The sequence below is a fragment of the Massilia sp. genome, assembly GCF_031995545.1.
Classification (GTDB): domain Bacteria; phylum Pseudomonadota; class Gammaproteobacteria; order Burkholderiales; family Burkholderiaceae_D; genus Telluria.
The window spans coordinates 1-20227 of sequence record NZ_DAMAGA010000047.1 but is presented as its reverse complement, the minus strand read 5'-3'; the positions used below and the strand labels follow the sequence as shown (position 1 = coordinate 20227).

Genomic DNA, 20227 nt, shown 5'->3' with positions numbered 1-20227 from the left:
GTATCATCCGCCAAAGCAATAAGTTCGCCAAGCATTCTACGTGAACTGATCTTTTCCATCGACATGGCGCAGGGCCTCGAGGTCCTGTCAGAACAAGAACATGAAAACATACGCCATTGGCGACCTGCAGGGATGCGCGCATGAAGCGCAAGAATTACTCGACCGTATCTTCGAAGCGGGGGGCAGCGACGCGCGCATCCTCTTCGTCGGCGACCTGATCAACCGCGGCCCGGATTCGCTGGGCGCGCTGCGCCGCATGAAGGCGCTGTCCGAATCGAGCGGCGGGCGCGTCGAAGCCCTGCTCGGCAACCACGACCTGCACCTGATCGCGGTCGCGGTCGGCGCCCAGCGCATGAGCCGCTCGGACACCCTCGACGAGATCCTGGCCGCGCCCGACCGCGACGAGCTGATCGCGTGGCTGCGCCAGCGGCCGCTGGCCATGTACGTCGACGGCCACCTGCTGGTGCACGCCGGCGTGGCGCCGCAGTGGGATGCGGCGCAGACCATGGCGCTGGCGGGCGAAGTCGAAAGCGTGCTGCGCAGCGATGCTTATATCTCCTTCCTCGGCGCGATGTACGGCAACGATCCGGACCGCTGGGACGACCGGCTGGAGGGCATGGAGCGGCTGCGCTGCATCGTCAACGCGCTCACGCGCATGCGCCTGTGCACTGAGGATGGCAGCATGGACTTCAAGCACAAGGAAAGCGAAGCGGGACCGGTGGGCTCGGGGCTGCTGCCGTGGTTCGATCTGCCAGGGCGCAGGACGCAGGATGTGACGGTGGTGTTCGGACACTGGTCGGCGCTGGGGCTGATCCAGCGGCCGGACCTGATCGGGCTCGATAGCGGCTGCGTGTGGGGCGGCAAGCTGACGGCGGTGTGCCTGGATGACCGGTCGCTGTTGCAGGTGGATTGTCCGGAGTATCTGGAGCACGCCGGCAAGAAGCGCTAGGCGCTGGACGGCGCGGGCGCGGGCGCCGGCGCGGTGCGCGGCATTGCCACCGCTTGTGCTACCGCTTCCTGCGCCGCCGCCGCCAATTCGCGCCGATGCGCGCCCTTGCCCTCCAGCGGCGCCAGGCACGCCAGGCGCGCCGTCACCGGCGGCCCCTGCAACACCCTGAACAGGCTGTCCACGAACGTCGTCTCGTCCGCATACTCGATTGACGCGTGATAGCCGCCATCGGCATCGAGATACGCCAGCGCATACGGCTGCACCTGCACGCCCGCATCGACCGCCGCCTCGAACAGGTTGGCATGAAACGGCAACACCTGCCCCTGCAGCGAGGTGGTCCCTTCCGGGAACAGCGCCACCCGCTGGCCCCCCTGCAGCACCTCGACCAGCCCCTTGAACACGTGCCGCAATTCGCGCCGGTTGCCGCGCGCGATGAACACGGTGCCGGCGCCCGCCGCCAGCCAGCCCATCACGGGCCAGGAACGGATCTCGGCCTTGGCCACGAAGCGGCAGGGATTGACGGCATTGATGACGAAGATGTCGAGCCACGACACGTGATTGGCCACGATCAGCGCGTGCTCGAGCGCCGGCGCGCCGGGTGCCTGCTCGACCCGCACCCGGCACAAGCTGAGCAGGCGGCGCGACCAGCCGCGCGTCATGCGCTCACGCAGGCCGTGCGAGGCCCAGGGAAACACCAGCGCGCACGTCGCCAGCCCTTCGCACAGGTGGACGATGACGCGCGTGAGGCGCCAGGCAAGGCGAATCTTCAAGATGGTAGAAAGCGATGGCCCGGCGCTCTGATACGAAGCGCCGGGCGAAGTGAATCAACGCTGCTCGGAACGCGAATACGCCACGCGGCCGCGCACGATGGTGGCCTTGACCTGCCCGGCCAGCTCGTAGCCGAGGAACGGCGTGTGCTTGCCCTGGCTGGCCAGCGCGCGGCTCTCGACCGTCCAGCGCGCATCCGGGTCGAACAGCACCACGTCGGCCGCCGCGCCCACGCCCAGGGTGCCGACCGGCAGCCCGGCGATGCGCGCCGCCTCGATCGTGATCTTGGCAATGGCCTGCGACAGCACCGCAGCGCCGCCCTGCTCCTGCGCCCACTTGAGGGTCAGCGCCAGCAGCAGTTCCAGGCCGGTGGCGCCGGGCGAAGCTTCGCCGAACGGCAGCAGCTTCTCGTCGTCGTCGACCGGGGTGTGGTCCGAACACACCGCGTCCACGGTGCCATCGACCAGCGCGGCGCGGATCGCGTCGCGGTCACGCGCAGAGCGCAGCGGCGGCGTCAGGCGCGCGTTGGAGTCGAAGAAGCCGATGTCGGCGTCGGTCATGTGCAGGTGGTGCACGCCGATGTCGGCGGTCACCGGCAAGCCTTCCCTCTTGGCGGCGCGGATCAGTTCCAGGCCGGCCGCGGACGAGATGCGGCACAGGTGCACGCGCGCGCCGGTGGCGCGCATCAGCTCGAAGATCGTGTGCAGGGCGATGGTCTCGGACATCACCGGCACGCCCGACAGGCCCAGGCGCGAGGCCAGTGGGCCGCTGTGGGCCACGCCGCCGCGGCCGATGTGCGGGTCCTGCGGACGCAGCCAGACGGTGTAGCCGAAGGTCTTGGCGTACTGCATCGCGCGCTGCAGCACCGTGGTGTCGAGGATCGGCTCCTCGGCCTGGGCGAAGCCGATGCAGCCGGCTTCGGTCAGCTCGGCCATCTCGGTCAGCGCTTGGCCCTTCAGGCCGACCGTGAGTGCGCCCAGCGGGTGCACATTGGCCTGGTCGACGATGCGCGCGCGGTGCTTGAGCATCTCCACCAGGCCCGGTTCGTCCAGCACCGGATCGGTGTCGGGCGGGCACACCAGCGAGGTCACGCCGCCCTGCATCGCGGCCTGCAGCTCGGACTCGAGCGTCGCCTTGTATTCGTAGCCCGGCTCGCGCAGGCGCGCCGACAGGTCGACCAGGCCGGGAGCGACCACCAGGCCGTTCGCATCGATGGTCTGGTCGGCAGCGAAATCGGCGCCGCCGGTGACGATCTTGCCGTCGGCGATAAACAGGTCCTGCACGGCGTCGATGCCGTTCGCCGGGTCGATCACTCGCCCGTTCTTGATATGAATGTTCATGCGTGGGTTCCCGCCAAAATGCTCATCACCGCCATCCGAACCGCGATCCCGAAGGTCACCTGCGGCAGGATCACCGCCTGCGCGCCGTCCGCCACCGCCGAGTCGATCTCGACGCCGCGGTTCATCGGGCCCGGGTGCATCACGATCGCGTCGGGTTTCGCCAGCGCCAGGCGCTCGGGCGTCAGGCCGTAGCTCTTGAAGTATTCCTGCGCCGACGGCAGCAGCGCGCCGCTCATGCGTTCGTTCTGCAGGCGCAGCATGATGATCACGTCGACGTCCTTCAGGCCCTCGTCCATATTGGTGAAGGTGCGCACGCCCATCTGTTCCAGGCCGCCCGGCAGCAGCGTGTGCGGACCGATGGCGCGCACTTCCGGCACGCCGAGCGTGGTCAGGGCGTGGATGTCCGAACGCGCCACGCGGCTGTGCAGGATGTCGCCGACGATGGCCACGCGCAGATTGGTGAAGTCCTTCTTGTAGTGCCGGATCGTGTACATGTCCAGCAGACCCTGGGTCGGGTGCGCGTGGCGGCCGTCGCCGGCGTTCACCACGTGCACGTCGGAGCGGGTGCGGTTCAGGTGCTGGGCGATCATGTACGGCGCGCCCGACTGCGAGTGGCGCACCACGAACATGTCGGCGTGCATCGCCGCCAGGTTGTCGATGGTGTCGAGCAGCGACTCGCCCTTGGTGGTCGACGAGGCCTGGATGTTCAGGTTGATGACGTCGGCCGACAGGCGTTTGGAAGCGATCTCGAAGGTGGTGCGGGTGCGGGTCGAGTTCTCGAAAAAGAGATTGAACACGCTCTTGCCACGCATCAGCGGCACCTTCTTGACCTCGCGGTCCGAGATGCCGACGAAGCTCGAGGCGGTATCGAGGATGTGGTCGATGTGCGCCTTCTTCAGCCCTTCGATGGTGAGCAGGTGCTGCAGTTCGCCGTGTTTGTTCAGTTGCGGATTATTGTTCAGGATCGCCATTGTCTTGTTCGATGGTGAGCGAAAGGTGGCCGGATTCGAGGCGCTGCAGCGACAGCGACTGGCCCGCCTCCAGGGTGGTGCGAAGGCCGACATAGTCGGGAGCGACCGGCAGCTCGCGCCCGCCGCGGTCGGCCAGTGCGGCCAGGCGGATGCAGCTCGGGCGGCCGTAGTCGAACAGCACGTTGATCGCGGCGCGCACGGTGCGGCCGGTCTGCAGCACGTCGTCGACCAGCACCACGGTGGCGCCGTCGACCGGGAAGCGGATGTGGGTCGGCTTCACGTCCGGATGCAGGCCCTTGCGTGCGTAGTCGTCGCGGTAGAACGAGACGTCGATCGAACCGAGGCGGCTGGTGAGATCGAGGTCGCGCGCCAGCCGTTCGGCCAGCCAGGCGCCGCCGGAGTGGATGCCGACGATGGCGGCGTCCTGCACGCCGTCCAGGCCCGCACGGACCTGTCCCAGCAGCTCGCGGTACAGCGCCTCGGCGTCGAGGTCTTTGTCAGTTGTTGGCATGAGCGTCAAAGTATTGTTGCAAAATGATGGCGGCCGCCTTGTCGTCGATCTTCTCGCCGCGCTTGGCGCCAAGCACGGCCGACGAATAGCGTTCGTCGACCAGTTCGACGGGCAGGTTGAAGCGGCCGTGCAATTGATTGGCGAAGCGGCGGCTGCGCATGGTCATGTCGTGCTCGGCGCCGTCGGGATGGCGCGGCTCGCCCACCACCAGGCGCGCCGGCTGCCATTCGGCGATCAGCTCTTCGATGATCTTGAAGCGGGTCGCGTTGTCGACGGCCGCGATGATGCGCAGGGGCTGGGCCTGTCCGGTGAGGGTGTTGCCCATGGCGATGCCGATCCGCTTGATGCCGAAGTCGAAGCCCAAAACAATGTCAACCATGCGTGCTGCTCAGGTCATGCATGGCCGGCTTCGGTAGCGAGCATCAGCGGGTCGATTCCCAGCAGTTTGATGGCGGCGTTGTAGCGCTCCTCGATCGGCAGGTCGAACAGCACGCGCGCGTCGGCGCCCACCGTCAGCCAGCCGTTGCGAGAGATTTCTTCTTCCAGCTGCCCCGGGCTCCAGCCGGCATAGCCGATCGAGACCAGCATGCGCGCCGGTCCGCCGCCGCTGGCGACGGCCTCGAGCACGTCGATCGAGGTGGTGAACGATACGTCGTCGGTAACGTTGAGCGACGACGAATAGCGTCCGCCCGGCGAATGCAGCACGAAGCCGCGGTCGTCCTGGACCGGGCCGCCGAACATGATCGGCTCGTCCACCACGGTGGCGCGCAGGCCTTCGGCCAGCTTCAGGTCGACGCGGTCGAACAGGGTTTCCATGGTCATGTCGGTCGGCTTGTTGATGACCACGCCGAGCACGCCCTTGTCGTTGTGCTCGCAGACATAGACGACGGTGCCGCCGAAGACCGGATCCTGGATCGATGGCATGGCGATCAGGAAGTGGTTTGCCAGGTTCAGTCCCGATGCGGCAGGACCGGCCTCGGCAAGCGGGTCATCCTGTTCACGGGGCATGCCAGGCATCGGTAGAGTTTTGCCAACTTTGCTTTTTTTCATTCGCGTACTCTCAAAAAGGCGCACTCCGTTAATACGAAGCCAAGTTTTCGTCGACGATCCAGACGACAACATTGAGCTTTTCATTAGTTTACACCCATTTGACCCGCCGACCATCGCCAGCGTCGCCGCGCGCCACCCTCAACGCGCATCATGGACAGTAAAATCTGCTCCCGCCTTGACCTCGCACATAGTGATGAACACAAGCAAATCTTTGGTCTGGTTCCGCCGCGACCTGCGCGCCTTCGACCATGCCGCGCTGTACCAGGCCCTGTCCACTTCGCATGAAGTGCATTGCGTGTTCGTGTATGACACCGACATCCTGCGCGGCCTGCCGCGCGAAGACCGCCGGCTGCGCTTCATCCATGCCAGCCTGGCCAGCCTGGATGCCGGCTTGCGTCAACTCGGAGGCTACCTCATCGTGCGCCATGGCAGCGCGCCCGAGGAGATCCTGGCGCTGGCCGACGAGCTGGGCGTGGATGCCGTCCATGCCTGTACCGATTATGAACCGGCGGCGATCGCGCGCGATGCGCTGGTGGCCGAACGCCTGCAGGCGGCGGGCCGCGCCTTCCACGGCCACAAGGACCAGGTGATCTTCGAGAAGGACGAGGTGCTGACGCTGTCCGGCGGCGCGTTCTCGGTGTTCACGCCGTACAAGAATGCCTGGCTCAAGCGGCTGGCGGCGCGGCCCGATACGCTGGCGGCGTATCCGGTCGACAGCGTGGCGCACGCGTTCGCGCCGCCGCCTTCATCCTGTCCTGCCCTGCCGGCACTGGAAGACATCGGCTTCGCCTCGGGCGAGCCGCCGCTGCTGGCCGGGATGGAAGGCGCGGACGAACTGTTTGAAGCCTTCGTCGAAGACATGGCCGACTACGGCCGGGCGCGCGACTTTCCGGCCGAGGATGGCACGTCGCGCCTGTCGACCCATCTGCGCTTCGGCACGACCTCGGTGCGGCACCTGGTGCGCACGGCGCAGCAGCTGATGCTGTCCGGCGCCGGCGGCACTGGCGCCTCGGTGTGGCTGTCGGAACTGATCTGGCGCGATTTCTATGCGATGGTCCTGTACCGCAATCCGCACGTGGTGGAACGCTCGTTCAAGCCGGCGTTCGATGCGGTGGCATGGGATGGCGATGCCGATGCCGACGAGCTGTTCGCAGCCTGGTGCGAAGGCCGCACCGGCTATCCGCTGGTCGATGCGGCGATGCGGCAGCTGAACGGGACCGGCTTCATGCACAACCGGCTGCGCATGGTGACGGCCAGCTTCCTGACCAAGGACCTCGGCATCGACTGGCGCCGCGGCGAGCGTTATTTTGCGCTGCAGCTCAACGACTACGAGCAGGCGTCGAACAACGGCGGCTGGCAGTGGGCGGCGTCGACCGGGTGCGATGCGCAGCCGTGGTTCAGGATTTTCAATCCGGTGACGCAGTCGCAGCGCTTCGATGCGCGTGGGGAGTTCATCCGGCGGTATCTGCCGCAGCTGAAGCAGCTGGATGGGAAGCAGATCCATGCTCCGTGGCTGGTGAAGGCCGAGACGCTGAAGGAGCGTGGGGTGGTACTGGGGGAGGATTATCCGCTGCCGGTGGTTGATCACGACAAGGCGCGCAAGCGGACGCTGGAACGGTTCGCGGTGGTGAAGAAGGTCGTCGCCGAGTAGGGTTGGCGGCTTCGCCGCCAACCCTACTTGAGAAGCTCCTCGATTGCCGCCAGCAGCAGTGGTTCCTGATACGGCTTGCCGAAATACGCATTCACGCCCAGGCCGAGCGCCACGTTGCGGTGCTTGTCGGCGGTACGTGAGGTGATCATGATGATCGGGATCTCCTTGGTCGCCTCGTTACCGCGCACCTGGCGCGTCAGGTCGAACCCGTCCATGCGCGGCATCTCGATATCGACCAGCATCAGATCCGGCGCCCCGCCCTCGAACAGTTCGAGCGCTTCGACGCCGTCCTTGGCCAGCTTGACGCGATAACCTTCGCGCTCCAGCAGGCGCTGGGTTACACGCCGCACCGTCAGCGAATCGTCGACCACCATCACGGTCGACCGCCGCGCCTGGCGTACTGCTTCAGGCTTGACGCGCGCGACGCCGTCGCCCGGCTGCTGCGCCAGTACCACCGGATCGAGGATCAGCACGATCTCACCCGAACCCAGCACCGTGGCGCCGACGATGCCTGGCACGCGCGACAGCTGCGGGCCGATGTTCTTGACCACCACTTCGCGGTTGCCCTGCACCTCGTCCACGCGCAGCGCGATGCGCCCGCTGCCGCCTTGCAGGATCAGCACCGGCGTCGAACGCTGACCGGCGGCGGCGCGTGATTCGTCGTCGTGTTCGCCCAGCAGATCGGGCAGTGCGTGCAGCGCCAGCGACTGGCCACCCAGCTCGATGCTGCCCGCCTGAATCGCCGCCGCCAGGTCGGCTTCGCGCACCTGCTGCACCTGCGCCACCAGAGTGGACGGCACCGCATGGGTACTGCCACCGGCGCTCACCAGCACCACCTGCGCCACGGCCAGCGTCAACGGCAGGTGAATGGTGAAGCGCGCGCCCTGCCCCGGGGTCGAGTCGACCGCCACGCGCCCGCCCAGCGTACGCGCTTCGGAGCGCACCACGTCCATGCCGACGCCGCGCCCGGCCAGTTCGGTCAGGGTGTCGGCGGTCGAGAAGCCGGGTTCGAAAATCAGTTCGGCCACTTGCTCGTCGGAGGTTTCTTCATCGCCCAGCAGGCCGGATTCAGTTGCCTTGGCGCGGATGCGCTCGAGATCCAGGCCGGCGCCGTCGTCGCCGAACACGATCACCACTTCGTTGCCGTGCTGGCTGACCTGCACCAGCAGTTCGCCCGTCTCCGCCTTGCCGGCGGCCTGGCGTTCGGCGCGCGGCTCGATGCCGTGCACGATGGCGTTGCGCAGCAGGTGTTCGAACGGCGCCGCCATCTGTTCCAGCACGCCGCGGTCGATTTCCACCGAGCCGCCGCGGATGTCGAGGTTCACGCGCTTGTCGGTTTCCTTGGCGGTCTGGCGCGCCACGCGGAACAGGCGTTCCGACAGGCTTGCGAACGGCACCATGCGCACCCGCATCAGGTCGCGCTGCAGGTCGCGCGTCATGCGCGCCTGCGACGACAGTTCGTCCAGCGTGCCGTCCACGGTGCGCGCCAGGCTTTCCTGGAACGAGGCGACGTCGTCGACGCTCTCGGCCAGCATGCGGGTCAGTTCCTGCAAGCGCGTGAAGCGGTCGAATTCGAGCGGGTCGAATTCGCGCTCGCCCGAGATCGACAGGCGCGAGGCGATTTGCGACTCGGCCTGCATTTCGATTTCGCGCAGCTGGCGGCGCAGGCGCGCCACGTTGTCCGAGAAGTCGCCGAGCGAGCCTTTCAGGGTGCCGATGCGGTTTTCCAGGCGCGAGCGCGTGATCGAGACTTCGCCGGCGCCGTTCACCACGCGGTCGAGGATGTCGGCGCGCACGCGCACCAGCGGCGCGCGCGTAGCCGGCTGCTCGGCGGCAGGGGCAGCAGGTGCTGCCTCGGCTGCAGGCTGCGCAACCTCGCCCGGCTGCTGCAGCTGCTCGAACAGCAGCATCGCCTGGTCGTAGTTGGCCAGCAGTTCATCGAACGCGGTCGGCGGCAACGTCGACGTGCCGGCGTGGACCATGTTCTCGATCTGCGTTTCCAGCTCGTGCGCATGCTGGCCAAGACGCATCGCGCCGGCCATGCGCGCGCTGCCCTTGACCGTGTGCAGCGCGCGCTGCATGTTTTGCGCGATTGCGGTATTCAGCGGGTCTTGCTGCCACTGGCGCAGGTCGTGGCCGATCTGCGGCAGCAGGTCGCTCGCCTCTTCCAGGAACACCGGCAGCAGGTCGGCGTCGATCTCGTCGGCGTAGATGCCGGCGCCGGTCAGTTCGGTCTCGGCATCGTCCGCTTCCGGCTCGAATTGCGTTTCAGGCTCGGGAGCCGCTTCCGGTTCGGCCAGCACCGCTTCATCCGGCGTCACCGCCACGAACGGCGCCGGTTCCTGTTGCTGCGCCGGCGCGTCGAACGGGTCGTCCATGAAGCTGTCGAACAGGTCGTCGATGTCGTCCGTCACCGACTGCTTGGGGGCCGCCTCGGGCCGGGGCGCAGGCGCGTCGAATGCCGGCGGCTGCGCCAGCAGGTCGTGGTAAGCGGCGGCGAACAGGTCGTCGAGCTTGTGCGCGAGTTGCGGGTCAGCGTTGCCGTACAGGGCCGCCGCCTGCTGGCTCGACAGGCGGTCGCGCAGTGCGGCCAGGCTGTCGATCAGGTCGGGCTGGGCCGGGGCCAGCTCACCCAGGGTGAACACCTGCAGCATGGTGCGCATGCGCGACAGGGTCGCGTCGAGCAGGTCGAACCCATCTTCTTCCAGCGTCGCCTTGGTGGCGGCCAGCTTGTCGAGCGCGGTCTCCAGCGCATGCGCCAGGTCGCGCAGCGCGATGTAGCCGACCGTGGCCGAGGTACCGCACAGCGTGTGGGCCGCAGTGACCGCATCCTCCGGCAGGCCGGCGTCCGGATGCAGGCGCAGCGCGGCGAACGCCCCTTCCAGCGCCGCGCACAGTTCCCCGGCTTCGCTCAGATAGACGTCGTGCAGCGCCTGCGGAATCGCCAGTTCGCCCACGCGCCGCACGCCCTCAATCGCCGGCAGTTCGAGCGGCACGTCGAGCAGCGGAATGTCGTCCGGTTCGAGCGGGTTGGCGGCGACCGGTTCCTGCTCATCTTCGATCAGGTCGTCCAGCACCAGCGGCTCGGCCTCCGGTTCAGGTTCCGGCTCCGGTTCGGACACGGCTTCGGGTTCGACCGCTTCCTCGAACGCCCCGCCCTCCTGCACCCGCGCGGCGGCCGCGATCAGCGCCGCGCCGTCGCGCTCCGGCGTGCGGCCGGCGGCCAGGTCGGCCACCCACGCATCCAGTTCGGCATAGGCGTGCGCCAGCAGCGCCAGCAAATCGGCGGTGGCGGCGCGGCCATCGGCCAGCCAGACATTCATCACGCGCTCGATGGCGGCGGCGGTGGCGCCGAAGGCTTCCAGTTCCACCATGCGGCTGCTGCCCTTGAGTGTGTGGAACGAGCGGCGCAGCTGGGTCAGGGTTTCCTGGTTCGACGGCTCGTCGGCCGCGCGCGGCAATGTCTGCACCACGAAGCCCAGCACTTCCTGCGCTTCGGCGATGAAGATCTCGAGCAGCTCGGCGTCGACGCCCTGCTCTTCCTGCGTCGGCTCCGGCGCGGCCAAAACGTCCGTGTCGGAGACGGCCGGCGCCTCGACGAATTCGAACGGCAATTCGCGCAGCAGCTTCTTCTCGACATCGAAGGTGAAGCGCCCCTTGGCCGCCTCGCTGTCCTGCGCCAGCAGATCGGCGAAGAAGCCCAGCGCACCGATGTTCTGGGCGATGTTGTGCAGCGATGCGTGCTGGCTGGTCACATCGGCTTCATGCGCGGCCAGTTGGCGCACCGCGTCTTCCACATGGCGCGTGGCCAGCACCGCCTGGTCCAGGTCGAGGATGGCGAAGGCGCCGTGCAGCTGGTGCAGCACCGGCGTGCTTTGGTCCAGCACCGCGCGCTTCGACGGGTCGTCGTAGTATTCGTCGAGCAGCTTCTCGATCTGGCGCAGGCCGGCCTTGATCTCGTTCGCCAGTACCGCCACGGTCTGGCCCTGCTGGATCTGGCGCGCCAGTTCGCCCTGCCATTGCGGGGCGTCGGGCGGGGTTTCGCCGGCGGCCAGCGCCAGCAGGCGCGCGCCGACCGCTTCGGCGTTCTCGGCGAAATCGTCGGGCAACTGGCGCAGCTGGTCCAGGCCGTTCTCGACGAACAGCATGGCGGCCGCCATCTCGAGCCCGAACTGGTCGTCGCGGCCCGACTGCACCGAGTCGTGCGCGGCGCGTCCCAGTTCGCGCAGCAGCTGGGCCAACGCGGGCGCGCCCAGCTTTTCGCTGGCGCCGGCCAGGCGTCCCAGCGCATCGTCGAAATCGGTTTCCAGCGCATTATCGAGCTCGCCCTCGCCGGCGATGCGGTCCCAGTCCGACTTGGTGCGCGCCAGCGCTTCGCGCGCCTCCTGCATGGCGGCGGGATCGAGCTTGCCGTAGCGGCGCTCGGCGTAGTCCGGCGGCACCAGGCCGTCCAGACCCAGCGCCGTGCGCAGCGCCTGCGCCTGCAGCCCCGGCTCGCGCGCGGCGGCAACAAAAAACAGCGCGTCGCGCAGCATCGCTTCCGGCGCATCGACCTCGCCCTTGGCCAGGCGGCGCAGCTGCAGGTTGATCTGGCCGAACAGCTGCTTGATGTACAGATCGCTCTCGACCTGGCCGTCGGCGACCACGCCGGCGAAGGCGTGCATCGCCTGCCAGAACAGGCGCGCGCGCGCATCCGGCTGGCCGCCCGCGATCGGCGCGATGGCGTCGCGCAGTTCACCCGCTTGCGCGCGCCGGCCTTCTTCGTCGGCGGCCTTCAGGTAAGGCAGCAGCGCTTTTTCGAAGCGGCTGCGGCAGGCGGCGATATCGGCGTCGCCTTCATCCACGGCCGGCAATTCGGGCAGCGCCGACAGATCCAGCGGCAGCAGGTCGGACGGATGCACCTTGCGCTCACCCTGGCGCTCGACCATGTCGCGGTAATACGGGAACAGGCGCGCCGGCTGCTGCGCGGCGCCGCCCAGCAGTTCCTCGAGGTATTCGCACAGCGCCTGGAACGCGTCCAGCACCACCTGCGCATGGTCCGGGGTGCACGGCAGTTGGCCATCCTTGAAACGGTCGATCACCGCCTCGGCGGCGCCGGTGTAAGTACCAACGCCCTCGACATCGACCAGCTGCAGGGCGCCGTGGGCCTGGTGCAGGTGGCTTTTCGCATGCAGCAGCAGGGTCGGCTGCGCTTCCGGCGCACGCGCGGCGGCGTCGCGCAAGGCAGTACCGGAACGCGCCAGCGCATCACGGATTTCGGCGATGACCCACGACAGGGGGCCGGTATCGAAACTGCTGGTGCGCATCGAGGTCGAGATCGTCATTGGGGACTGGTCAGGATACCACGCGGAAGCGCGACACCGAATCCTTCAGTTCCTGGGCCAGGGTCGCCAGTTCATGGATCGACTGGGCGGTCTGGCGCGTCCCCTGCTGGGTGTGTTCGGTCACGGCCAGGATCTGCTGCATCTTCTGGGCCACGCCGCCGGCCTTGGTGGCCTGGCGCTCGGTGGCGACCGACATGCCCCCGATCAGCTCACCGAGGCGGTTCGACACACGCGAGATGTCGGCCAGCGCGGCGCCGGCGGCGTCCGACAGGCGCGCGCCTTCGACCACGCCCTGGGTCGATTTTTCCATTGCCGCCACCGCGTCGTGGGTGTCGGTCTGGATGGTGCGCACCAGCGCGCCGATCTGCTTGGCCGCGTCGCCCGAGCGTTCCGCCAGGCGCTGCACTTCTTCCGCCACGACCGAGAAGCCGCGTCCCGCTTCGCCGGCCGATGCGGCCTGGATCGCGGCGTTCAGCGCCAGCACGTTGGTCTGCTCGGTAATGTCCGAAATCAGCTCGGTGATCTCGCCGATCTCCTGCGACGATTCGCCCAGGCGCTTGATGCGCTTCGAGGTTTCCTGGATCTGCTCGCGGATCTCCTGCATGCCGCGGATCGCGTTCTGCACCGCGGTCGCGCCCTGCTCGGCCGCCGCCACCGACTGGCGCGCCACATCGGCCGATTCGTTGGCCGACTGCGACACCTCGGTGATCAGGCCGGCCAGGCGCAGCGTGGTGGTCGATGCATCCTGGATCTCGCGCGACTGCTGCTCGGCCGCGCCCAGCAGCTCGGTCGAGACCTGCTGCGCGCCGCCGGAAGCGCGCGCGACTTGCTCGGACGTTCGAATGACGCGCACCACCAGTTCACGCAACTCTTCCACCGTGTAGTTGACCGAGTCGGCGATCGCGCCGGTGATGTCTTCCGACACCGTCGCCTGCACGGTCAGGTCGCCGTCCGCCACTTCCTGCAATTCGTTCATCAGGCGCAGAATCGCGGCCTGGTTCTGGTCGTTGGTGGCCTTGGCTTCTTCTTCCTTGGCCTGGGCCAGCTGGCGCATCGCTTCCGCTTCGCGCCGGCGTTCGTCGGCGGCGTGGGCGCGTTCGCGCGAATCGGCCAGCATCGCGCGCGAAATGGCCAGCGCCGAGAGCAGCGTGAACAGGGCCGCGACGATCGTCAGCCACAGCCAGCCGCTGGTCTCGCGCTGGTCTTCCTGGTAGCCGCGGTGCAGCTCGGCCAGCATCAGGCGCAGCGCTTCGTTGTCGCGCGAGATCACGCGCTCGGCCGCGCGGGCGCGCGCATAGCTGGTCAGGTTGCCCAGCAGCGGCGTGACGGTATTGGCGTACTGCTGGAAGCCTTCGCGCACGCGCGCCAGGCGCATGCGCTGTTCCAGGTCGGTCAGGGGCGCCAGGCCCAGTTTCGGGCTGCCGTCGAGCAGGCCGTCGATGATCGCGTTCAGCGATTCGATGTCACCCAGGATGGTGACCACCGCGTTCTGGGCCGAACCCGGCGTGGTGAAGGTCTGGGTACCGGCCGACAGGCGCTGGGTCAGCGACATCATGCTGAGCGCGGCAACTTCGCGGCGGTTGTCACCACCTTCCTTTTGCAGGCGGTCGGCGATGCCCATCAGTTCCGGCGCCACTTCCTCGAACTGGCGCAGGCTGACGCCGAACGCCAGCAGGTTGGTTTTAAAGCCGATAATGGTGCCGGCGGCCTTGCTCGACGCGTTCCAGGTGGCGATCGCCTGCGACAGCTTGTCGGCGCGCTCGCCGGTCGCGGCCGGGATGCGCCCCGTAGGCGACTGGCCGCCGCGCGCCAGCAGATCGAGTTCGCGACCCAGTTCGGCGCGGCTTTCTTCCAGCTGCACGAAGGCCGGCGAATCGCCGCGTAGCGCGTTCGGCGCCGCCTTGCCGACCCGCTGCGAGTGCATCACGGCGTCGCCGGCCACCTGGCTCTGGCCGGCCGAGCGGGCGTCGCTGGCGGCGTTCTGCCACATGCCCAGCAGCGTGGCCAGCACGCCGGCCGCGAAGGCGCCCAGCAGCACGCGCTGGCGGTTCGGCTGGAACTGGGCGCCGAAAGGGCTCGGGCGCAGGTCGGCACCCGGTGCTTCGGGCTCCTTGCGGAAACTGCCCAGGCGGCGCGCCGCCGCCGATGCGGAACCGCTGGCCTGCGTGTCGCCCGTCCCCTGGGCGTCGGCGGCGTCGCCCTTCGACAGAAGGTTCATGTTCAGTTTCGAGGCGAATCCCATTGCGGCTCCCTGTGCTGCTGATTGTGGTTGTGTGTTGTGTGAGGTAAGACTTAGCGTGCGACGTGCAGGAAGCGCGGTTCCTGCACCAGCGCCGCCAGCGACAGCGGGGTCCAGGCGTTGCCCTCGGCGTCGCGCAGCAGATCGCCGTCGCGCTCCATGGCGCCGGCCTGGCGCAGGCCGTAGACCTGGGACGCCAGCAAGGCGCAATTGAAGCCGAGCATTGGTGCGAACACCGCCAGGCGCGGCGCGCCGGCATGTTCGCCCGATGCGGCAGGCGCGCCGAGATAAGCCGCCAGGTCGATCACGCCCAGCAGGTTGCCGCGCACGTTGGCCAGCCCCAGGTACCAGGGCTGGGTCAGCGGCACGGCGGTGAGCGGTGGCGGCGCGACGATCTCGCCCACCTCGGCCAGGTCGACCAGGTAGCGCGCACCGCCGATGCCCAGGCCCAGCTGGGCCACGCTGGCGCCGGCGCCGTTCTTCGCCGCCTGCATCTTCTCGAGCAGCTGCTCCTGGTAGGCGCGCAGGCGGCTGCGCCGGGTCGACGCTGCGCCGCCGGCATCGACACTCATGCGCTCACGCGCGCCGGCTGGCCCGCGGCCGGCGCCGACGCCAGCGCGGCGATGCTGGCCAGCAGCTGGCTTGGGTCCACCGGCTTGACCAGATAGTCCTTCGCGCCCTGGCGCATGCCCCAGATGCGGTCGGTTTCCTGGTTCTTGCTGCTGCAGATGATCACCGGCATGCCGGCCAGTTCCGGATCCTTGGCGATGGCGCGCGTCACCTGGAAGCCGTTGGTGCCGGGCATGACGACGTCCATCAGCACCAGTTCCGGGCGCTCGGCGCGGATACGCTCGATCACGCCGTCGGCGCTGTCGGCGGTGCTGACGGTGTAGCCGTTCTTTACCAGGATGTCGGTCAGGTACAGGCGTTCGGTCGGGGAATCGTCGACGATCAGGATCTTGTTGATGGCCACGTTGGGCTCCAGTAAATCAGTGTGGTTGGTTGGATCAGCCGCCGCCGGCGTGCTCGCGCACGGCCGCCAGCAGGCTGTCCTTGGTAAACGGTTTAGTGAGATAGGCGCTGGCGCCGACCATCGCGCCACGCGCACGGTCGAACAGGCCGTCCTTGGACGACAGCATCAGCACCGGGGTCGCGTGGAAGCGCGCGCTCTTCTTGATCAGGGCGCAGGTCTGGTAGCCGTCCAGGCGCGGCATCAGGATGTCGCAGAAGATCAGCACCGGATGGCGGTCGTTGATCTTGGCGAGGGCGTCGAAACCGTCTTCGGCCAGCACTACCTCGTAGCCGGCCTGAGTCAGGAAGATTTCTGCGGAGCGGCGGATCGTGCTGCTGTCGTCGATCACCATGATGGTCAGCCCCGTGGATTGCGGCGATGTCGTCATTGTCGTATCACTTCGGCTGGATAGCCTTGGAGTGTCACGATAGCACAGCACATCTTTCTTGTGCGCAAAGTGTTGCGTGGAGTCAACTACTAAGACACACGGCATTTCGCGGGAGCGAAAATGCCGTTATCGAATCATCTACAAAGTAGTTGTTCTTATATTGCCGTCATTTCAAAGTCGTCCTTGCGCGCGCCGCATTCCGGGCAAGTCCAGTTCATCGGCACGTCGGCCCAGCGGGTGCCGGGGGCGATGCCGTCGTCCGGTGCGCCGGCTTCCTCGTCGTAGACCCAACCGCAAATCAGGCACATCCAGGTCTGGTAAGGCGCCGTCGATTCAGTACTCACAGTATTGATCCTTGTATCTAGTAAAATGGTGAATCAGGTATCTTAATCTACCCGTCGTGCAAAACCAAACGTTCCCTCTCATCCTGAGTTTCGGCGTCTGCGATCCGGTCGGTGCGCTGGGCGTACAGGCCGACGTGGCCGCCTTCGCCGCACTCGGCTGCCATGGCCTGTCGGCCATTTCCGGCATGATGGTGGCGGACAGCGCCCGCGTCGAGCATGTCTACGAGCTCGACAGCGACTGGATGGCCGAACAGGCGCGCACCCTGCTCGAAGACATGCCGATCGCCGCGTTCAAGGTGGGCGCGGTCGGCAGCGCGCTGCACCTGGCGGCGATCGCCGAGATCGTCTCGGACTATCCGGACGCGCCCCTGATCCTGGATCCCTTCATGTCGGCCCTGCCCGACGCCGGTCTCGGCGACGAAGAAATGCTGAGCGCGCTGCGCTCGATCCTGGCGCCGCAAGCCACCGTGCTGATGCTGTCGCAACCCGAGCTGGGCCGCATGGCCGAGCTGTGGCGCGACGGCGACGGCCATGGCGACGATGTGCTGCTGGAAGACGTGGCCGAACTGACTTCGTCCGGCCTGCAATATGTGCTGGTGACCGGCGCGCGCGACGCCACCGGCGCCTGCTCGAACCGGCTGTACGACGCCGAGGGCGAAGTCGCCCGGGTCGACTGGCAACACCTGCCGGGCCCGTTCGTCGGCGCCGGCAACACTTATTCCGCCGCGTTCACCGCCCTGATGGCGCGCGGCATGGACGCCGCCAGCTCCCTGGCCGTGGCGCAGGAATACACCAACGGCGCACTCGAACACGCCCAACGCTTTGGCATGGGCAAGTTCATTCCGAATAAATTTTTCCGGCCGTAAGCGCCCCAGCTCGGCGGCGCCGGTTCACTCATCACACAGCAAACATGACTACAGAACAAGCCAGCTCCAGCTCCAGCTCCCAGAACGATATCCTGTTCACCCGCGCCCAGCAGACCACGCCCGGCGGCGTCAATTCGCCGGTGCGCGCCTTCCGCTCGGTCGGCGGCACCCCGCGCTTCATCACCCGCGCGCAAGGTCCGTACTTCTGGGACGCCGACGGCAAGCGCTACATCGACTACATCGGTTCCTGGGGCCCGGCCATCCTCGGCCACGCCCGTCCGGAAGTGGTGAAGGCAGTGCAGGAGGCGGCCGCCAATGGCCTTTCGTTCGGCGCCCCGACCGAAGGCGAGATCGAGATCGCCGAAGAGATCTGCCGCCTGCTGCCGTCGATCGAGCAGGTGCGCCTGGTCTCGTCCGGCACCGAAGCGACCATGAGCGCCCTGCGCCTGGCGCGCGGCGCCACCGGCCGCGACAAGATCGTCAAGTTCGAAGGCTGCTACCACGGCCACGCCGATTCGCTGCTGGTGAAGGCCGGCAGCGGCCTGCTGACCTTCGGCAATCCGACCTCGGCCGGCGTGCCGGAAGACTTCGTCAAGCACACCTTGGTGCTCGACTACAACAACGTGCCGCAGCTGGAAGACGCATTCGCCTCGATGGGCGACACCATTGCCTGCGTGATCGTGGAGCCGGTGGCCGGCAACATGAACCTGATCCGCGCCACGCCGGAGTTCCTGCAGCGCATGCGCGAGCTGTGCACCGAGCACGGCGCGGTGCTGATCTTCGACGAAGTGATGTGCGGTTTCCGCGTCGGCCTCGAAGGCGCCCAGGGCATGTACGGCATCACGCCGGACCTGACCGCGCTGGGCAAGGTGATCGGCGGCGGCATGCCGGTGGCGGCGTTCGGCGGCCGTGCCGAGCTGATGCAGAAGATGGCGCCGATCGGGCCGGTGTATCAGGCGGGCACGCTGTCGGGCAATCCGGTGGCGGTGGCGGCGGGGATGACCACGCTCAAGCTGATCCAGGAAGAAGGGTTCTACGAGAAGCTCTCGAGCCAGGCGACCAAGCTGGTCGAGGGCTTGACCGAAGCGGCGCGCGAGGCCGGGATCGCCTTCTGCGGCGATGCGGTGGGCGGCATGTTCGGGATGTATTTCTCGGAGACCGTGCCGTCGAGCTACGGGCAGATGATGGCGGGCGACAAGGAACGCTTCAACCGCTTCTTCCACGGCATGCTGGAAGAAGGCGTGTACTTTGCGCCGGCGATGTTCGAAGCCGGGTTCGTGTCGATCCAGCACGACGATGCGGTGATTGCCGAGACCGTCGAAGCGGCGCGCCGCGTGTTCAAGCGCATCGGTTGAGATGTAACGAAAAGCGGGCCGGGCAACCGGCCCGGCTTATTTGAGCCAGCCGCGCCGGCGGAAATACCACAGCGGCGCCACCCCGCACGCGATCATCAATGTGATCGCAAACGGATACCCGAACGTCCAGTTCAGCTCCGGCAGCACCTTGAAGTTCATCCCGTACACGCTCGCGATCAAGGTCGGCGGCAGGAAAGCGACCGAGGCCACCGAGAAGATCTTGATGATCTTGTTCTGATTAATGTTGATGAAACCAACCGTCGCATCCATCAGGAAGTTCACCTTGTCGAACAGGAACGAGGTGTGCCCGTCCAGCGATTCGATGTCGCGCAGGATCTGGCGCGCTTCCTCGAACTGGTCTGAATTGAGCAAGCGCCCGCGCATCAGGAAGCTGACCGCGCGCCGCGTGTCCATCATGTTGCGGCGGATGCGGCCGTTCAAGTCTTCCTCGTGCGCGATCGCGTTCAGTGCGGCGGCCGCGTCCTGGTCGGTGAACTCTTTCTGCAGCACGCGGGTCGAGACTTCTTCCAGGCTTTCGTAGATGCCTTCCAGCGCGTCCGCCGAATACTCGGCGTCGGTCGCGTACAGGTCCAGCAGCACGTCCATGTAGTCTTCGATCGAGCCGGGCCGCGAGCGCGCGCGCATGCGCACCAGGCGGAACACGGGCAGATCGTCGTTGTGCACCGAGAACAGGATTTTGCCGGACAGGATGAAGGCCACCGTCACCACCTGCGACGGGCCCTCGTCTTCCTCGAGCAGGAAGTCGGTGCGCAGGTGCAGGTCGCCGTTTTCGGCTTCGTAGTAGCGCGCCGAGGCCTCGATGTCCTGCACCTCGTCTTCGCCCGGCAGCGTAACCCCATACTTGGCCTTGACCCAGGTGCGCTCTTCCTCGTCCGGATCGGTGAGGTCGACCCAGACCGGGGCGACGTTGTCCAGGTCCTCGCGCGAAGCGATGGTTGCCTGGTTCAATCGGCCATTTTGTAGGACAAATACGTTGATCATGCGCGGGGTTCTCGCTCTTGCGTGCTTATGTGCGTGCTTATATACGTGCCACTGCTCGGCCGGGGTCTGAAAAGTAGCGCAAGTGTACCCGTTTCGCCCTATAAACGGCCACCCGATATCGACATTTTCACAATACTGTTCAGGGCACCTCGGCGAAGCGCATCTGGCGCACGATGGCGTTGGTGCGGCGCTGCAGGTAATTGGTCGTGCGGTGCTTGTCGTAGTAGCGCGGATTGGGCAGCATCACGGCCAGCCGCGCGGCTTCCGCCTGGCTCAGCCTGGCCGCCGGCTTCTTGTAGTAGTAACGCGCCGCCGCCTCGGCGCCGAACACGCCGCGTCCGAACTCGACCACATTGAGGTAGAGCTCGAGGATGCGCTGCTTGCTCATCACGGTTTCGAGCATGAAGGCGATGACCATTTCCTGGCCCTTGCGCAGGTAGCTGCGCGAGCCGGACAG

The 20227-nt window shown here is 67.1% G+C and carries 18 protein-coding genes; 4 read left to right on the top strand and 14 right to left on the bottom strand.

What is annotated here, in order from left to right; all coding sequences use genetic code 11:
* The first annotated feature begins 100 nt into the window (after positions 1-100).
* Positions 101-949: a symmetrical bis(5'-nucleosyl)-tetraphosphatase gene (locus RTQ83_RS21825; RefSeq protein WP_312519368.1), complete on the top strand. Its 849-nt coding sequence runs from the start codon at positions 101-103 to the stop codon at positions 947-949.
* Here the strand turns inward: RTQ83_RS21825 and RTQ83_RS21820 are convergent.
* The 6 genes from RTQ83_RS21820 to RTQ83_RS21795 are packed head-to-tail and all read right to left on the bottom strand — an operon-like array spanning position 946 to position 5547.
* A complete protein-coding gene (locus tag RTQ83_RS21820; RefSeq protein WP_312519365.1) occupies positions 946-1719 on the bottom strand; it encodes a lysophospholipid acyltransferase family protein in 774 nt (257 codons plus the stop codon). The two genes, RTQ83_RS21825 and RTQ83_RS21820, sit on opposite strands and share 4 nt — an antisense overlap.
* Positions 1720-1773: 54 nt before the next feature.
* On the bottom strand, positions 1774-3057 hold the full coding sequence (locus RTQ83_RS21815; protein WP_312519362.1) for a dihydroorotase: 1284 nt from the start codon (positions 3055-3057) through the stop codon (positions 1774-1776).
* Positions 3054-4028: an aspartate carbamoyltransferase catalytic subunit gene (locus RTQ83_RS21810; RefSeq protein WP_290417660.1), complete on the bottom strand. Its 975-nt coding sequence runs from the start codon at positions 4026-4028 to the stop codon at positions 3054-3056. Before RTQ83_RS21810 ends, RTQ83_RS21815 begins: the two co-directional genes overlap by 4 nt.
* The gene (gene pyrR, locus RTQ83_RS21805; RefSeq protein ID WP_312519357.1) at positions 4009-4539 is read right to left on the bottom strand and encodes a bifunctional pyr operon transcriptional regulator/uracil phosphoribosyltransferase PyrR; all 531 of its coding nucleotides are present in this window, start codon (positions 4537-4539) and stop codon (positions 4009-4011) included. The genes RTQ83_RS21810 and pyrR overlap by 20 nt, the downstream gene beginning before the upstream one ends.
* Entirely contained in the window at positions 4526-4918 is a 393-nt protein-coding gene (gene ruvX / locus RTQ83_RS21800) for a Holliday junction resolvase RuvX (protein WP_312519355.1), read from the bottom strand. Before ruvX ends, pyrR begins: the two co-directional genes overlap by 14 nt.
* A 14-nt stretch (positions 4919-4932) precedes the next feature.
* Positions 4933-5547: a YqgE/AlgH family protein gene (locus RTQ83_RS21795; RefSeq protein WP_312519353.1), complete on the bottom strand. Its 615-nt coding sequence runs from the start codon at positions 5545-5547 to the stop codon at positions 4933-4935.
* 235 nt (positions 5548-5782) lie between these two features.
* On the opposite strand from RTQ83_RS21795, the gene RTQ83_RS21790 reads away from it, so the two are divergent.
* Positions 5783-7240, top strand: coding sequence for a deoxyribodipyrimidine photo-lyase (locus RTQ83_RS21790; protein WP_312519350.1), 1458 nt, complete (start codon positions 5783-5785; stop codon positions 7238-7240).
* 23 nt (positions 7241-7263) lie between these two features.
* On the opposite strand, the gene RTQ83_RS21785 is transcribed toward RTQ83_RS21790, so the two are convergent.
* The 6 genes from RTQ83_RS21785 to RTQ83_RS21760 all read right to left on the bottom strand — a co-directional run bounded on the left by RTQ83_RS21785 (position 7264) and on the right by RTQ83_RS21760 (position 16511).
* Complete coding sequence (locus RTQ83_RS21785; protein WP_312519347.1) at positions 7264-12564, bottom strand: Hpt domain-containing protein; 5301 nt, start codon at positions 12562-12564, stop codon at positions 7264-7266.
* A 10-nt stretch (positions 12565-12574) separates the two neighbouring features.
* Positions 12575-14806 (bottom strand): methyl-accepting chemotaxis protein, encoded by a 2232-nt coding sequence (locus RTQ83_RS21780; RefSeq protein ID WP_409456142.1) that lies wholly within the window; start codon positions 14804-14806, stop codon positions 12575-12577.
* Positions 14807-14856: 50 nt separating this feature from the next.
* Positions 14857-15375, bottom strand: a complete 519-nt coding sequence (locus tag RTQ83_RS21775; RefSeq protein ID WP_312519342.1) for a chemotaxis protein CheW — start codon at positions 15373-15375, stop codon at positions 14857-14859.
* Positions 15372-15776, bottom strand: a complete 405-nt coding sequence (locus RTQ83_RS21770; RefSeq protein WP_312519339.1) for a response regulator — start codon at positions 15774-15776, stop codon at positions 15372-15374. The genes RTQ83_RS21775 and RTQ83_RS21770 overlap by 4 nt, the downstream gene beginning before the upstream one ends.
* A gap of 34 nt (positions 15777-15810) precedes the next feature.
* Complete coding sequence (locus RTQ83_RS21765; protein ID WP_312519336.1) at positions 15811-16203, bottom strand: response regulator; 393 nt, start codon at positions 16201-16203, stop codon at positions 15811-15813.
* A gap of 155 nt (positions 16204-16358) precedes the next feature.
* On the bottom strand, positions 16359-16511 hold the full coding sequence (locus RTQ83_RS21760; protein ID WP_136221333.1) for a rubredoxin: 153 nt from the start codon (positions 16509-16511) through the stop codon (positions 16359-16361).
* A 92-nt stretch (positions 16512-16603) separates the two neighbouring features.
* Here RTQ83_RS21760 and RTQ83_RS21755 point away from each other — a divergent pair, with 92 nt between their 5' ends.
* Together RTQ83_RS21755 and hemL are read left to right on the top strand one after the other, a co-directional pair.
* Complete coding sequence (locus tag RTQ83_RS21755; RefSeq protein ID WP_312519333.1) at positions 16604-17413, top strand: hydroxymethylpyrimidine/phosphomethylpyrimidine kinase; 810 nt, start codon at positions 16604-16606, stop codon at positions 17411-17413.
* A gap of 44 nt (positions 17414-17457) precedes the next feature.
* Positions 17458-18768 (top strand): glutamate-1-semialdehyde 2,1-aminomutase, encoded by a 1311-nt coding sequence (gene hemL / locus RTQ83_RS21750; protein WP_312519330.1) that lies wholly within the window; start codon positions 17458-17460, stop codon positions 18766-18768.
* 36 nt (positions 18769-18804) lie between these two features.
* Here hemL and corA read toward each other — a convergent pair whose 3' ends face one another.
* The gene (gene corA / locus RTQ83_RS21745; protein ID WP_312519327.1) at positions 18805-19770 is read right to left on the bottom strand and encodes a magnesium/cobalt transporter CorA; all 966 of its coding nucleotides are present in this window, start codon (positions 19768-19770) and stop codon (positions 18805-18807) included.
* A 139-nt stretch (positions 19771-19909) separates the two neighbouring features.
* On the bottom strand, positions 19910-20227 hold a 318-nt coding region (locus RTQ83_RS21740; RefSeq protein WP_312519324.1), incomplete at its 5' end, for a transglycosylase domain-containing protein.

Coding starts and splice junctions, on each gene's coding strand:
- RTQ83_RS21760 (WP_136221333.1), bottom strand. CDS start 16,511: ATGTGCCTGATTTGCGGTTGGGTCTACGACGAGGAAGCCGGCGCACCG.
- corA (WP_312519327.1), bottom strand. CDS start 19,770: ATGATCAACGTATTTGTCCTACAAAATGGCCGATTGAACCAGGCAACC.
- RTQ83_RS21825 (WP_312519368.1), top strand. CDS start 101: ATGAAAACATACGCCATTGGCGACCTGCAGGGATGCGCGCATGAAGCG.
- RTQ83_RS21765 (WP_312519336.1), bottom strand. CDS start 16,203: ATGACGACATCGCCGCAATCCACGGGGCTGACCATCATGGTGATCGAC.
- RTQ83_RS21795 (WP_312519353.1), bottom strand. CDS start 5,547: ATGCCCCGTGAACAGGATGACCCGCTTGCCGAGGCCGGTCCTGCCGCA.
- pyrR (WP_312519357.1), bottom strand. CDS start 4,539: ATGCCAACAACTGACAAAGACCTCGACGCCGAGGCGCTGTACCGCGAG.
- RTQ83_RS21785 (WP_312519347.1), bottom strand. CDS start 12,564: ATGACGATCTCGACCTCGATGCGCACCAGCAGTTTCGATACCGGCCCC.
- ruvX (WP_312519355.1), bottom strand. CDS start 4,918: ATGGTTGACATTGTTTTGGGCTTCGACTTCGGCATCAAGCGGATCGGC.
- hemL (WP_312519330.1), top strand. CDS start 17,458: ATGACTACAGAACAAGCCAGCTCCAGCTCCAGCTCCCAGAACGATATC.
- RTQ83_RS21780 (WP_409456142.1), bottom strand. CDS start 14,806: ATGGGATTCGCCTCGAAACTGAACATGAACCTTCTGTCGAAGGGCGAC.
- RTQ83_RS21790 (WP_312519350.1), top strand. CDS start 5,783: ATGAACACAAGCAAATCTTTGGTCTGGTTCCGCCGCGACCTGCGCGCC.
- RTQ83_RS21810 (WP_290417660.1), bottom strand. CDS start 4,028: ATGGCGATCCTGAACAATAATCCGCAACTGAACAAACACGGCGAACTG.
- RTQ83_RS21775 (WP_312519342.1), bottom strand. CDS start 15,375: ATGAGTGTCGATGCCGGCGGCGCAGCGTCGACCCGGCGCAGCCGCCTG.
- RTQ83_RS21815 (WP_312519362.1), bottom strand. CDS start 3,057: ATGAACATTCATATCAAGAACGGGCGAGTGATCGACCCGGCGAACGGC.